The sequence below is a fragment of the Paraburkholderia edwinii genome (assembly GCF_019428685.1).
GTDB classification, from domain to species: domain Bacteria; phylum Pseudomonadota; class Gammaproteobacteria; order Burkholderiales; family Burkholderiaceae; genus Paraburkholderia; species Paraburkholderia edwinii.
On sequence record NZ_CP080095.1, the window covers coordinates 3044592 to 3059475 of the forward strand.

General features: G+C 66.3%; 8 protein-coding genes. 3 read left to right on the forward strand and 5 right to left on the reverse strand.

All coding sequences use genetic code 11. The features are described 5' to 3' along the window. Positions 1–8: 8 nt before the first annotated feature. Together KZJ38_RS13475 and KZJ38_RS13480 are read left to right on the forward strand one after the other, a co-directional pair. Complete coding sequence (locus tag KZJ38_RS13475) at positions 9–2588, forward strand: [protein-PII] uridylyltransferase (RefSeq protein WP_219796374.1); 2580 nt, start codon at positions 9–11, stop codon at positions 2586–2588. Between the two features lie 27 nt (positions 2589–2615). Continuing rightward, complete coding sequence (locus tag KZJ38_RS13480) at positions 2616–4775, forward strand: pseudouridine synthase (protein WP_219796375.1); 2160 nt, start codon at positions 2616–2618, stop codon at positions 4773–4775. A gap of 79 nt (positions 4776–4854) precedes the next feature. Here KZJ38_RS13480 and def read toward each other — a convergent pair whose 3' ends face one another. Together def and ligA are read right to left on the reverse strand one after the other, a co-directional pair. After that, a complete protein-coding gene (def, locus tag KZJ38_RS13485) occupies positions 4855–5388 on the reverse strand; it encodes a peptide deformylase (RefSeq protein WP_219796377.1) in 534 nt (177 codons plus the stop codon). Further along, positions 5385–7448 carry an NAD-dependent DNA ligase LigA gene (ligA, locus tag KZJ38_RS13490; RefSeq protein ID WP_219796378.1) on the reverse strand — a complete coding sequence of 688 codons (2064 nt, stop codon included), beginning with the start codon at positions 7446–7448 and terminating at the stop codon, positions 5385–5387. The genes def and ligA overlap by 4 nt, the downstream gene beginning before the upstream one ends. Positions 7449–7756: 308 nt before the next feature. On the opposite strand from ligA, the gene KZJ38_RS13495 reads away from it, so the two are divergent. Continuing rightward, positions 7757–8626: an alpha/beta fold hydrolase gene (locus KZJ38_RS13495; protein WP_246641465.1), complete on the forward strand. Its 870-nt coding sequence runs from the start codon at positions 7757–7759 to the stop codon at positions 8624–8626. Between the two features lie 212 nt (positions 8627–8838). Here KZJ38_RS13495 and KZJ38_RS13500 read toward each other — a convergent pair whose 3' ends face one another. The 3 genes from KZJ38_RS13500 to KZJ38_RS13510 all read right to left on the reverse strand — a co-directional run bounded on the left by KZJ38_RS13500 (position 8839) and on the right by KZJ38_RS13510 (position 14803). Then, entirely contained in the window at positions 8839–10104 is a 1266-nt protein-coding gene (locus KZJ38_RS13500; protein ID WP_219796379.1) for a cell division protein ZipA C-terminal FtsZ-binding domain-containing protein, read from the reverse strand. A 143-nt stretch (positions 10105–10247) separates the two neighbouring features. Further along, positions 10248–13766, reverse strand: a complete 3519-nt coding sequence (gene smc / locus KZJ38_RS13505; RefSeq protein ID WP_219796380.1) for a chromosome segregation protein SMC — start codon at positions 13764–13766, stop codon at positions 10248–10250. A gap of 125 nt (positions 13767–13891) precedes the next feature. After that, positions 13892–14803: a DMT family transporter gene (locus KZJ38_RS13510; protein ID WP_246641767.1), complete on the reverse strand. Its 912-nt coding sequence runs from the start codon at positions 14801–14803 to the stop codon at positions 13892–13894. Positions 14804–14884: the final 81 nt, after the last annotated feature.

Here is a 14884-nt window from a genome sequence, read left to right on the forward strand (position 1 = left end):
CACTGCCTATGAGTAGCGTTGCAGCCGCCCAGTCCGAAGCCACGTCCCTGAAGGCGGACTACAAGATGGCCAAGAATCCGTTGCTGGAACGCTTCAAGACGGCGGCCAACGTCGACGCGCCGATGCGCGCGCTCGCCCAGATCACCGACGATGCATTGAGAAACGCGTGGTCCGCGTGCGAATTGTCTTCGTCGTTTGCGCTGGTTGCCGTGGGCGGCTACGGGCGCGGCGAACTCGCCCCGCATTCGGATATCGACATCCTCGTACTGCTGCCCGACGAGCCCGTGCCCGGCAGCGAAGCGTGTATCGAGAAGTTCATCGGTCTCGCGTGGGATCTCGGGCTCGAGCTCGGCAGCAGCGTGCGCAGCGTGTCGCAGTGTCTCGAGGAAGCCGCGAACGACGTGACCGTGCGCACCTCGCTGCTCGAAGCACGGCGCATTTGCGGCAACACTGCTGTCTTCGAGAACTTCGCGCTGCGCTATCACGATGCGCTCGATCCGCGCGCGTTTTTCCAGGCGAAAGTGCTGGAAATGCGGCAGCGGCACGCGAAGTTTCAGGACACGCCGTACTCGCTCGAACCGAACGTGAAGGAAAGCCCGGGCGGGTTGCGCGACCTGCAGCTGATCTTGTGGGTCACGCGTGCGGCTGGCTTCGGCAGCAGCTGGCGCGAGCTCGAAGCGCGCGGGCTCATCACTTCGCGCGAAGCGCGCGAACTGCGCCGCAACGAAGGGTTCCTGAAGACGCTGCGCGCGCGCCTGCACATCGTGGCCGGACGCCGCCAGGACATCCTCGTCTTCGATCTGCAGACGCCGCTTGCCGAAAGCTTCGGCTACAAGGCAACGACTACGCGGCGCGCCAGCGAACAGCTGATGCGCCGCTACTACTGGGCGGCCAAAGCGGTCACGCAGCTCGCGACCATCCTGATCCAGAACATCGAAGCGCAGCTGTTCCCGAGCACGAGCGGTATCACGCGCGTCATTTCGGAGCGCTTCGTCGAGAAGCAGGGCATGCTTGAAATCGCCACCGACGACGTTTTCGAGCGTCATCCGAGCGCGATTCTCGAAGCGTTCCTGCTCTACGAAGAAACGCCGGGCGTAAAGGGTCTGTCGGCGCGCACGCTGCGCGCGCTCTACAACGCGCGCGACAAGATGGACCCGCGCTGGCGGCGCGACCCCGAGAACCGGCGCCTCTTCATGGCGATCCTGAAGCAGCCGGCCGGCATCACGCACGCGTTCCGTCTGATGAACCAGACGAGCGTGCTCGGCCGCTATTTACTGAATTTCCGCCGCATCGTCGGACAGATGCAGCATGACCTGTATCACGTCTACACGGTCGACCAGCACATCCTGATGGTGCTGCGTAACCTGCGGCGTTTCGCGATCGCCGAACACGCGCACGAATACCCGTTCTGCAGCCAACTGATCACGAACTTCGAGCGGCCGTGGGTGCTATATGTCGCGGCGCTGTTTCACGATATTGCGAAGGGCCGCGGCGGCGACCACTCGAAGCTCGGCATGGCCGACGCGCGGCGTTTCTGCCGCGAGCACGGCATGGACGCGGAAGACAGCGCGCTCGTCGTGTGGCTCGTCGAGCAGCATCTGACGATGAGCCAGGTCGCGCAGAAGCAGGACACGAGCGACCCCGAGGTAATCAAGCGGTTTGCCGGGCTGGTCGGCAACGAGCGGCGGCTGACGGCGCTGTATCTGCTGACGGTGGCCGATATCCGCGGCACGAGTCCGAAAGTCTGGAACACGTGGAAAGGCAAGCTGCTGGAAGACCTGTACCGCGTGACGCTGTCGGTGCTCGGCGGCGCGCGGCCCGATGCGCATGCGGAGATGCAGACGCGCAAGGAAGAAGCGCTTGCACTGCTGCGTCTCGAGACGGTGCCCGAATACGCGCACAAGGTGCTGTGGGACAAGCTCGACGTCGGCTATTTCCTGCGCCACGACCCGGCCGATATCGCCTGGCAGACGCGCGTGCTGTATCGCCACGTCGAAACGCAGACGCCGATCGTGCGCGCGCGGCCGTCGCCGGTCGGCGAGGCGCTGCAGGTGCTCGTCTACGTGAAGGACCGCCCTGACCTGTTCGCCGGCATTTGCGCCTATTTCGACCGCAACGGCCTGTCGGTGCTCGATGCGCGCGTGAGCACGACGCAGCACGGTTACGCGCTCGATAACTTTATCGTGGCGCACACCGAGCAGGACGTGCACTACCGCGACATCGCGAATCTGGTCGAGCAGGAACTGGCGATGCGTCTCTCCGGCGCGGCCGGCACGCTGCTGCCGGAACCGTCGAAGGGACGGCTGTCGCGCCTGTCGCGCACGTTTCCGATTACCCCGCGCGTCGACCTTCGGGCCGACGATCGCGGCCAGTACTACATCCTGTCCGTGTCCGCCAACGACCGGCCGGGCCTTCTTTATTCGATCGCGCGCGTGCTGGCCGAGCACCGGGTCGGCGTCCACGCGGCGCGGATCAATACGCTCGGCGAACGTGTCGAGGACGTGTTCCTGCTCGATGGACACGGCCTTTCCGACAATCGTCGTCAAATCCAGGTCGAAACCGAATTACTGCGCGCGATCGCAGTGTGAAGCGCGTGAGCGCAGTCTCCATTTTTTATGCGAACCAAGTTAACAGCGAAGCATCCGCGGCCGGCTTCGGCCGAGCGTACGCCGGTGCGGCCGGGCAGCGCAAACGCACGCAAGCCGGTGGTGCGTAAGGCGCCGGGTAAGCCCGAAGGGAAGCCTGGCGGCGCGGCCGGCGGCAAAGGTACGTTCGATCGTGCGCGCGGCACAGGGGCGGCGCCGGGTGCGCGCTCGGGTGCTGCTGCAGGTGCGGCCTCGGGTGGTGCGCGACGCGCACCGGCGCCCGGTGCTCGCGATGCCGGCGATAGAACCGCCGGGCGCGGTCGCGGCGACTCGGAAGGTGCGCCGCGGCGGCCGTTCGCGGACCGTGCGCCGCGTTCGGGCGACGCACCGGATCGTCAAGCTACGCGTCGCCCTCGCGGCGACTCGGAGGACGCGCCGCGGCGGCCGTTCGCGGACCGTGCGCCGCGTTCGGGCGACGCACCGGATCGTCAAGCTACGCGTCGCCCTCGCGGCGACTCGGAGGGTGCGCCGCGGCGGCCGTTCGCGGACCGTGCGCCGCGTTCGGGCGACATGCCGGATCGTCAAGCTACGCGTCGCCCTCGTGGCGACTCGGAGGGTGCGCCGCGACGCACCTTCGCAGAGCGCGCGCCCCGCTCGGCCGCTTCCGCACCGGACGGCGCGCGGCCACGCACTCGTGGCGACGCTGAAGGCGCGCCGCGCCGTCCGCTCGCCGAACGTACAGCGCGCGGTTCATCGTCGAGCACGGCTGCGCCGCGGCGCAGCGAGGGCGCCCTCGGCTCGGGCAAACGCGAGACGCGCGGCACGCGCGACCGCGATGACGACCGTCCGCGCCGCTCATCCGGCGACGCACCGCAACGCCGGCCTTATGGCGACGCGCCCGAACGCCGGTCGTACGGCGATGCGCGTGGAGCAAACGAAGGAAGGCGGCCCGCACGCCGCTCAGACGCGCCCTATCGCACGTCGGACGACCGCACGGCGGCGTCGCGTGGCACCGATGCGCCTTACCGGTCGTCGTCCGCTCGCGCAGCGCCGCCGCGCGAGCGCGCTTCGCGTGATGCAGAACGCCCGTCGTCGCCGCGTGGTCGCGCAGACCCGCGCACAGACCCGCGCGCGACCGGATCGACGAGCCGCGGCAGCGGCGAGCGCACGTTCGCGCGGCCCGTCAAAGGGTCCTATGCGGAGCGGCCGGAGCGCAGCGAACGGGACAAACGGCCACGGCGCGCGACGGCAGAAACTGGCGCACCGCGTGGCGCTAAAGCCGACGCGCCGCGCCGCGGCAAGGCTGAGACACAGCGCGCAGGCAAAGCCGGCGCTCCCGGGAAATCCACGCGGAAGGCAAGCCCATCAAGCGCACGCGCCCCTGCAGCCGACATCGCCGAACGCGCGCCTCACCGCGAGCACGCCGATGCGCCCGGCACGCTGCGTCTGTCGAAGCTGATGTCCGAACTGGGCTTGTGCTCGCGTCGCGAAGCCGATGAATGGATCGAGAAAGGCTGGGTGACCGTCGACGGTGAGCGTATCGACACGCTCGGGACGCGCGTGCGGCCTGACGTGAACATCGAGATCGACCCGGCCGCCGAAGCCGCGCAGGCGCGTCAAGTGACGATCCTGCTGCACAAGCCGGTCGGTTATGTGTCGGGCCAGGCGGAGGACGGCTACCAGCCGGCCATCACGCTCGTCACGCCGGCCAATCGCTGGGAAGGCGATCGAACCGACATCCGCTTTTCGGTCGCGCATCTGCGCCAGCTCGCGCCGGCCGGACGCCTCGATATCGATTCGACGGGCCTGCTCGTGCTGACGCAGGACGGCCGCGTCGCCAAACAGCTGATCGGCGGACACTCCGAGGTCGACAAGGAGTACCTCGTGCGCGTCACCTATGGCGATATCGAGACCGACGTCGAACAGCACTTTCCGCCCGAGAGCCTCGCGCAGCTGCGTCACGGCCTCGAACTCGACGGCGTTCCGCTCAAGACCGCCCAGGTCAGCTGGCAGAACGGCGAGCAACTGCGCTTCGTGCTGCGCGAAGGCAAGAAGCGCCAGATTCGCCGGATGTGCGAACTGGTTGGCCTGCAGGTGGTGGGGTTGAAACGAGTACGGATGGGCAAAGTCGCGCTTGGCGCGCTGCCGCCGGGCCAGTGGCGCTATATGTCGGTCGACGAGATGTTCTGAAGTTTGCGTGGGCGATCGATCGAACGACCAAACGATCAAACGATCATCGCGGACCGATCGCCCACGCACCGCCTGCCGCTCAATCGTCGCTACGCGGATCCAGATCCGGAAACAGGATCTCCGTGAACCCGAACTTCGAGAAATCGGTAATCCGCATCGGGTACAGCTTGCCGATCAGGTGATCGCATTCGTGCTGGACGACGCGCGCATGAAAGCCTTCCGCGACGCGGTCGATCGGTTTGCCGAACTGGTCGAAGCCGTGATAGCGGATCATCGAGAACCGGCTCACGACGCCGCGCAGCCCCGGCACCGACAGGCACCCTTCCCAGCCCTCTTCCATATCCTGCGACACCGGCGTCACAGTCGGGTTGATCAGCACCGTTTCCGGCACCGACGGCGCATCGGGGTAGCGTTCGTTATGCCCGAACCCGAAAATCACGACCTGCAGATCGACGCCGATCTGCGGCGCGGCCAGCCCTGCGCCGTTCGCGTCGTGCATCGTCTCGAACATGTCCTTGATCAGGTCGTGAAGCTCCGGCGTATCGAAATGATCGACCGGATTGGCAATCCGCAAGAGGCGTGGATCGCCCATTTTCAGAATTTCGCGAATCATGTTGTCTGCCTCTCCAGAAGCTTGCGCATACCCTCTTCGTCGAGTACGGGAATGCCAAGTTCCTCGGCTTTCGCGAGCTTGCTGCCCGCTTCCGTGCCCGCCACCACATAATCGGTTTTCTTCGACACCGAACCAGCCACCTTCGCGCCCGCTGCCTCGAGCATTTCCTTCGCTTCCTCGCGCGCGAGATTGGGCAGCGTGCCGGTCAGCACGATCGTCTTGCCGGCCAGCACGCCTTGCGGCGCCTTCGGCGCAGGCGGCCCCTCCGGCCACGTTACCCGGCCCGGCGCGCGCAGTTGATCGATAACCGTAAGGTTGTGCTCTTCAGCGAAGAACTGATGGATCGCTTCGGCGACGATCGGGCCGACATCGTTGACCTCGAGCAGTTCGTCGACGCTCGCGTTCATGATCGGATCGAGCGAGCCGAAATGCTTCGCGAGGTCCTTCGCGGTCGATTCACCGACATGCCGGATGCCGAGCGCGTAGATAAAGCGCGCGAGCGTGGTGTGCTTGGCCTTTTCGAGCGAGTCGAGCAGGTTCTGCGCGGACTTGTCCGCGAAGCGGTCCAGTGCGGCAAGCGTCGAGAAGCCGAGGTTGAAGAGGTCCGCCGGCGTGCGCACGAGGTTTTCCTCGACCAGCTGGTCGATGATCTTTTCGCCGAGCCCATCGATATCGAGCGCGCGACGCTGCGCAAAATGCCAGAGCGCCTGTTTGCGCTGCGCGGGACAGAAGAGGCCACCGCTGCATCGCGCAATCGCCTCGTCGGGCAGCCGTTCGATGGCCGAGCCGCAGACCGGGCATGAGGTCGGCATCACGAACTCTGCGGCATCGGCCGGCCGGCGATCAAGAAGCGCGCCGACCACTTCAGGAATCACGTCGCCCGCGCGCCGCACGATTACCGTGTCGCCGATGCGGATATCCTTGCGGCGCACTTCGTCTTCATTGTGCAGCGTGGCGTTGGTGACCGTCGCGCCGCCTACGAACACCGGCTCGAGCCGCGCGACCGGCGTAATCGCACCGGTCCGGCCGACCTGCACGTCGATCGCGACGAGCTTCGTCAACGCCTCCTGCGCGGGGAATTTGTGCGCCAGCGCGAAACGCGGCGCGCGCGACACGAAGCCGAGCTTGTCCTGTTCCTCGCGGCGATCGACCTTGTAGACGACGCCGTCGATGTCGTACGGCAGCGAATCGCGCTTCTCGCCGACCTTGCGGAAGAACGCGAGCAGGCCTTCAGCGCCCTGCACGACCGCGCGCTGGCTATTCACCGGCAAGCCCATCTCGTGATACCAGTCGAGCAACGCGCTGTGCGTATCGGGCATCGGCATGCCGTCGAGCACGCCAATGCCATAGGCGAAAAACGATAGCGGCCGCTGCGCCGTCATTTTCGGATCGAGCTGCCGCAGGCTGCCCGCCGCCGCATTACGCGGATTGGCGAACTCGCGATGACCGGCCTCGCGCTGACGTTCGTTCAGACGCTCGAAATCGCGCTTGAACATCAGCACTTCGCCGCGCACGTCGAGCACCTTCGGCACGTGGCGGCCCTTGAGCTTGAGTGGAATCGACCGGATCGTGCGCACGTTTTCGGTCACGTTCTCGCCGGTCGCACCGTCGCCGCGCGTGGCCGCCTGCACGAATTTGCCGTCCTCATAACGCAACGAGATCGCGAGCCCATCGAACTTGAGCTCGCACGCATAGTCGACCGGCGTGTGGCCGAGCGCGTCGGACACGCGCTTGTCGAACGCGGCGATATCTTCGTCGGCAAAGCCGTTGTTCAGCGACAGCATCGGCATGTCGTGAACGACCGGTTCGAAGCCGCTTGCGACTTCGCCGCCGACACGCTGCGTCGGCGAATCGGGCACGATCAGATCCGGATGCTCGCCTTCGATCTGCTCGAGCTCCTTGAAGAGCTGGTCGTACTCCGCGTCGGGCAGCTCCGGCTGGTCGAGCACGTAGTACGCGTAGTTCGCACGTTCGAGCTGTTCGCGCAGCCACAGCGCGCGCTCGGACGGAGCGTTCGACGCGGCGGAGCCGGCGGGACTGGAGGACGTGGTTCGAGCCATGCTGTCAGCGTTTTCGCAGATAAGGTTCAGACGCCAGATTATCTCAGGAAGCGTCGCGCATGACATAGGCCGAACGGCCAGTTCCGTGCGTACGCAGACACGCACGTGCATGCGACGCGAGCACCGCGTGTCCGGGCGTGCGTTTTTCCCTGGCCGTTCGGCTAGCGCTCGTGCTCAACCGTTGACAGTGCATCGCGCCGATGCGACCTTGGCAACCCTGAACATGCATCGCGCCTGTTGAGCTTTCCAGCTTGCTGAACCCAGCCTGGCTCGTTGAGCTATCCGACGGCGCATCGCGAGGAGAATCGATGAACCGTGTCCGGGGTTTGAAAGCCGTGGGCTTGCGTGCGGCCACCGCCAGCCGTGTGATTCACCGCCTGGCCGTGTGGGCCGCGGTCATGTTTTTGCTGACGCTCGCGAACGCGGCACGCGCGGGAGAACAGATCGTGCAGATCGCGCTGCCTGACGACGCGTCGATCAACTATCTGCTCACACAGAAAAACGGCAGCACGCCGCAGTGGGTGCTCGTGATGTTTGCGGGCAGCGAAGGCCGGCTCGATCTGCATACCGATGACAACGGCGCGCTGCGCTTGCGCGAGAAGAACAACTTCCTCGTCCGCGCACGCACACTGTTCGTCGACGATCAGTTCGCGACCGCACTCGTCGATGCGCCGTCCGATCGGCCGGGCGGCTACTCGGATGCATTTCGCGCATCGCCGCGTCATGCGCAGGATGTCGCGCGCATCGCGGCCGATTTGCGCACGCGCTTTCCGTCCGCGAAGCTCGTCCTGATCGGCACGAGTCGCGGCACGATCTCGTCGGCTTACGTCGGCCGCGACCTGCGCGACACATGGGACGCGGTCGTCCATACGTCGACGCTCACGAGCCCCGCGCGCGGCCAGGCCACACCGCTAATCGGCTTCGACTACGGCTCGATCGCCGCGCGTCAGCTATTCGTGCATCACGCCGACGATGGGTGCTTCCTGTGTTCGTTTGCCGCCGCAAAGCGCATTGCGGAAAGCGGCGGATATGCGCTGATTACCGTGCACGGCGGCGACGTCAGGAGCGGCCCGTGCGAGGCGCTGTCGCATCACGGGTTCTACGGAAAGGACGACGCCGTGGTCGCGGCGATCAAGGCGTGGATTAGTGGCGGCGTGTGGCCGAAGGAGATCGAATGAAGAAGCGTTCCAGGCGACCGGCGGCGTTCATACGTGCCGCAAGAGCAGTAGTCACAATAGCGCGGCAACGCAAGGCGCGCTGAACGGCAGCGCACGCGAGGCGAACAAGGTGAGCGACGCAGACGAGACCGACACAGACGAGACGAGATAAGCGACGCAGAGGAAACGAATCGCCGCGCGCGGCCGGCAGGACCGCGCGCCCGCGTCTGAGCTTACTGACTGAACAACCGCCGCGTGACCGGCGACCCGGCAGGAATGCCGGCCTGCTCGAGCTTCGCGTACAGCGTCATCAACTGCTTTTCGATCGCGAGCAGTGCGGTCTCCGGCAACGGCCGGCGCTGATCGTCGACCACGCGCCCGCCGATGCGCTCGGACAACGACTTCGCGTAGTCGCACATCAAACGGAACGGCAGGATGTCTTCGTCGGCGACCGGCACGTCGAGCACGAGCGTGATCATCTGGCCGCCCTTGTACGTGAGGTCGTCGCGCAGGAAGTTGGTGTCGCCGAACTGCAGCATGAACACCGGGCTCTGCTTCGCGTCGAGCTTTACAAAGCGCGTGCCGTCGCGCGACAGCAGCAGGCCGTCCTGCGACGCGACCGCCTGCACGTAGTTCGCGGACCACGGCGCGCCGTCGGACAGCACGTTGATCGACAGTTGCGCGTCGCACTGCGCGGCAAAGCCGTCGAGCTCGCGCGCCATCGACACGGTTTCCATCATGTCGGGGAATTCGGGCGCGCCGTCGAGCGCATCGGCGAACTGCTGCACGCCGCTCACAAACTCGGAGAACTCGAGCTCGTTCAGCGGTCCGTTGCGGTTCGCAAGCTGTGCGGCGGCGCGCAGCTCGTCGTAGCGCACGCCGTTTTGCAGCAGCTCCCATGCGCCGCCGCCTTCCGGCTTGCCTTCGATATGCACGGGTTTGCTGCCCGCGCGGCGCAGACGCTGCGCAAGCGGCAGCACTTTGTCGCCGGCCACCGGCGCACCGAGGCGAATCGGCACGATGCAGTCGATGCGCCGGTCGACCACCGCGGGCGGCGCCGCGGAAATCGTCGTCGCCGCGGGCATGATCGGCTCGACCGGCTCGCTTGAACCACCGGCACCGCCGGGCTGGCTGCTTTGCCCCGCCACAGGCGCGCGCGTTTCCGCGCCCTCGCTCTCCGGGAATCCGTTCGGCGAGGTCATCTCCGCCTGGATATCGGCCGGCGTATCGAGCGGCGCGGCGGCGCCGAATGTCGGCTCGACGCGCTGCGCGTCCGTGGGCTCGCCCGGCGCGCCCTCGCGGCGCGTGGTCGGCCGTGCCGGCGCAATAAACGGGCTCTGCTCTTCGTGATCGTCACGCGCGAGCGGATCAGCAGCGTCGCTTGGCATCGGTCTTGGCATCCGTCGCCGCACCTTCGCGCTCTGCCACGCGTTGTACACGACCACGCCCCCTACCACCACGGCGCCCGCGCCGATTAACCCGAGTGTCAACTCGTCCATGCACGCTCCATCAGCAATTCTTCTCTATGCGACGCGCTTTTCGCCGTCCGGCTTCGTCTGAACCCGCGTCGAGGCCATGCCTGCAACGACGCTCGCGGCCTCGATCCGTCGCCCGCGTGTCCGGTCCGGCACGCGTCGCGGGTTCAAACGATATTCTGGGCAAAACCGGCAGCACTTTCCATGTCGACCGCGACGATACGCGACACACCCTGCTCCTGCATCGTCACGCCGATCAGCTGCTGCGCCATTTCCATCGCAATCTTGTTGTGTGAAATGAAGAGGAACTGCGTTTTATCCGACATCGCCCGCACGAGGTTCGCAAACCGTTCGGTGTTCGCGTCGTCGAGCGGCGCGTCGACCTCGTCGAGCAGACAGAACGGCGCCGGGTTCAGCTGGAACATCGCGAACACGAGCGCCGTGGCCGTCAGCGCCTTTTCGCCGCCCGACAGCAGGTGAATCGTCGAATTCTTCTTGCCCGGCGGTTGCGCCATCACCTGCACGCCGGCGTCGAGAATTTCGTCGCCGGTCATGATGAGTTTCGCCTGGCCGCCGCCGAAGAGACGCGGGAACAGCTCGCCGAAGTGATGGTTGACCTCGTCGAAGGTGCCCTGCAGCAGCGTGCGGGTTTCCTGGTCGATCTTGCGAATCGCATCTTCGAGCGTCTCGATCGCGTTCGTCAGGTCCGCCGACTGCGCGTCGAGGAAGGTCTTGCGCTCGCTCGCGGCCTTCAGTTCGTCGAGCGCGGCCATGTTCACGGGCCCGAGCGCCGTGATCGCGTTGTTGATGCGCGTCACTTCGCCCTGCAGGTACGACGGCTTCAGATCCGGCGTGAGCTTCGCCTGCAGTTGCGCTTCGTCGACGCCGGCCGCCGCCAGCTGCTCGATAAACTGCTCGGCGTTCAGGCGCGCGGCCTGCTCCTTCAGCTGCAGTTCGGTGATCCTGTCGCGCAGCGGCTGCAAAGCACGCTCGGCCGTCAAACGCGTTTCGTCGGCTTCGCGCAGCTTGGCGGTCAGATCGTCGAGTTCGAGACGCGCCGCATGCAGCGCCTCTTCCTTGACCGCGCGTATCGCAAGCGCGTCCTGCAGACCCGTATGCGCGGTCTGCTCGTTGATCGTTTCGAGTTCGGCGCGCGCGTCCTCGAGCGAGCCGTCGACGCGTTCGCTCTGCTCATGCGCGACCTGAATGCTGCGCTTCAGCTCCTCGATGCGGTTCGCCATGTTGCGCGCCGCGAAGCGCGCGTCGGTCGCCGCGCGGTCGAGGTCGCGCGTTTCGGCGCGCGCATTCGTCAATTCCTCATCGAGCGATTCGAACGCGAGCTGGTGATCTTCGAAACGCGCCTGCAGTTCCGCCAGTTCGCCGTCGTGACGCTCGAAGTTCGTTTCCGATTCGGTGCGCAGCGCGCGCTGCTCGTCGATCTGCGCGGTGATCTCTTCGAGTTCCTCGCGAATCTGCGTGCTGCGCTGCATGTAGCGCTCATGCGCCTGCGTCAGCTTCAGCACGTCCATCTGCAGCGCGTGCACGCGCTGGGTCGCGCGTTCGGCCTGCTGGCGCGCGTCATTCAAGGTTTGCGACGCCTGCGTATGCGACGCCTCGGCGCGAATCGCCGCGGCCTTCGCTTCGTCGGCAAGCAACGCCTGGGCGCGCACCTGGCGCGTCAGGTTCTCGATTTCCTGCTGACGCGCCAGCATGCCCGCCTGCTCGGAGTCGGCCGCGTACAGTTGCACGCCGACGCGCGTCACGACATGCCCCGCCTTGACGACGAACGCGCCGCCTTCGGGCAACTGCGAGCGCATCTGCAGCGCCTGCGCGAGATCGTCGGCGACGAACGCGTTGCCAAGCCAGTCGTTGAGCACCGCGCGCAAGCCCGCGTCATCGATACGCACGAGCGACAGCACCGGCCGCAGTGCGCCCTGCGCCGCGGCCGGTTGCCCCGCGGGCGGCGGCGAATAGAACGCGAGCTTGGCCGGCGGCGCGTCGGTGGCAAAGGCCTTGACCCAATCGAGATTCGATACCTCGACCGCGGCAAGACGCTCGCGCAGCAGCGATTCGAGCGCCGTCTCCCAGCCCGCTTCGACATGCAGCTTCTTCCACAGACGCGGCAGCGCGCCGAGTTCGTGCTTGTCGAGCCACGGCTGGATCTTGCCCTCGGTCTGCACGTTCTCCTGCAACTGCTTCAATGCGGCAAGACGCGCTTCGAGCTGATGGATCTGCGCGCTTTCGGCCTGCACGCGCTCCTGCGCTGCGCGGCGCTCGGCGTCGAGGCGCGGCAGCGTTTCCTGCGCATCGGCAAGCCGCGCCTGTGCGTCGGTGAGCACCGCCTCGTGCTCGGCAAGCTGCATGCGCTGTTCTTCGAGTTGCACTTCGTCGGGCGCATCGAGGCCGCCCGCTTCGGTCTTCAGGCGCTCGTGACGCTGCTGCAATTGCTGCAACTGCTGGTCCGCATTGCGCTGGTGCGCGGCTTCGAGCTTCAGCGCCTGCTCGGTTTGCGCAATGCCCGCCCGTTCTTCGTTCAGCTGCGTCTGCGCATCGCGCCAGCGCGCTTCAAGCGCGGGCAGCGCGTCATGTTTCGCAGCGGCCGTTTCTTCGGCGATCGCCGCCTTTTCGTCGCCGACCGCGAGTTCCTCTTCGGCATCGACGAGGTCGCCGCGCGCTTTTTCCGCCTGCGACTGCCACTGCTCGCGCTGCGCAGTCAGCGCCGCGATCTGCGCCTGCACGCGATTGCGCGATTCGACGATGAACTTGATCTCGGCTTCGAGGCGGCTCACTTCCGCGTTCGCTTCGTAGAGCGCGCCTTGTGCGCCCTGCATCGCATCGCTGGCCGAGTAATGCGCGACGCGCAGCGTTTCGAGTTGCGCTTCGACTTCGCGCAGCTTCGCCGTATGCGCTTCGAGGTCGATCTGCGCCTGCTCGATCGCGCGCTGCTGGCGCTCGCGCTCGTTGCCGGCCTCGTTCTTGCGCAGCAGCCACAGCAAGCGCTGCTTCTCCTCGCCGTCGGCCTGCAGTTCGTTGAACTTCGTCGCGACGACGGCCTGACCTTCGAGCTTCTCAAGGTTCGTGCTCAGCTCGCGCACGATGTCTTCGACGCGCGTCAGGTTTTCGCGCGTATCGTGCAGACGGTTCTCGGTTTCGCGGCGGCGTTCCTTGTACTTCGACACGCCCGCGGCTTCCTCGAGAAACACGCGCAGCTCTTCAGGCTTCGCCTCGATGATGCGCGCGATCATGCCCTGCCCGATGATCGCGTATGCGCGCGGCCCGAGACCGGTGCCGAGGAAGATGTCCTGGATATCGCGCCGGCGCGCCGGCAGGTTATTGATGTAGTAGCTCGACGTACCGTCGCGCGTCAGCACGCGCTTGACGGCGATTTCCGCATACTGGCCCCACTGGCCGGCCGCGCGGCCGTCGGCGTTGTCGAATACGAGCTCGACGCTTGCGCGGCTGCCGGGCTTGCGCGCCGTGGAGCCGTTGAAGATCACGTCCTGCATCGATTCGCCGCGCAATTCGGAGGCGCGCGATTCGCCGAGCACCCAGCGCACGGCGTCGATGATGTTGGATTTGCCGCACCCGTTAGGACCGACCACGCCGACAAGCTGGCCCGGAACCTGGAAATGCGTGGGATCGACGAATGATTTGAAGCCAGCGAGTTTGATCGAGGTCAGACGCACGGCGATATCGCTGATTGAAAAGAGAAAAAGGAAACGGACCCGCGTTCACGCCGCGTCGCACCGATGGCTTTAAACCGCTTTAAACCATTGATGCACCGCGCGAGCGGCCGCTAAAGCAGCGGCAATCATACCATCGCACGTGAGCGATTCCGGCCGTCAGGACCGCCGTCGTCGCCCGGTGGCGACGCCGTCCGGCTTCGGTGCACCCGGCTCGACAGCACCGATGCGAGCACGATGCAGGCGCCGCCGGCCCATTCGCGCGGCCCCGGCGCTTCGCCGGCGAGAAGCCACGCGGACAGCGCGGTGACGACGATCTCGAAGAGCATGATGATCGATGCGCGGTTCGCTGGCACGCGCGCAAGCCCATATTGCACCAGCATGTTGTTTGTGCCCAACACGATGCCAAGCGCGACCACGAGCAACGCCGCCGTGGCCAGATGCGCGCCGGCGGGCGGCGCGGGCATCGCTTCGAAAATCGATGCGCATGCGCTAAACAGCGCCGAGCCGCCGAAGATCGTCGCCGTGCGCATCTCGGCCTTCATGCGCGGCAATTCGCGCACGATCTTCAGCGTCAGCACATTGCTCATCGCGAAGCCCATGCCGCCGGCCAGACCCGCCCATTCGGCAAGGCTGCCGGGCACGGGCAGGCCAAGGCGCGGCGACCATAGCATCAGCATCGCGCCGATGAGCGACAACGCCGCGAGCGCCGCGCCCGACCAGCGCAGCCGCTCGTGCAGCAGAAAATGTGCGAAGAGCGCGGTCCACGCGGGTGTCAGATAGAAGAGCAGCAGCACGCGCATCACCTGGCCGTGAATCGCGCCCCAGACGAAGCCTAGGTTCGTCACGCCCGCGGCCAGTGCGAGCGCGGGCAGCAGCCAATGCCAGCGCACGGTCGCGATCGAACGGCGCTTGAGCAGCAGGACGAAAAGGCAGCCGGCGCCGCTCGTCAACGCAGCGGCCACGGTGCCGGTGATGCCGAGCGCGGCAAGCGTGCGTAACGGATACCAGACGACGCCCCAGACGGACGCCCCGATCATGATGGCGAGCGTCGGGCCGCCGAAAAAGCCGCTGCCGCGCGGTTGTGCCTCAGGCTGCGGGTGCGGGGTGTCGTTCATCGG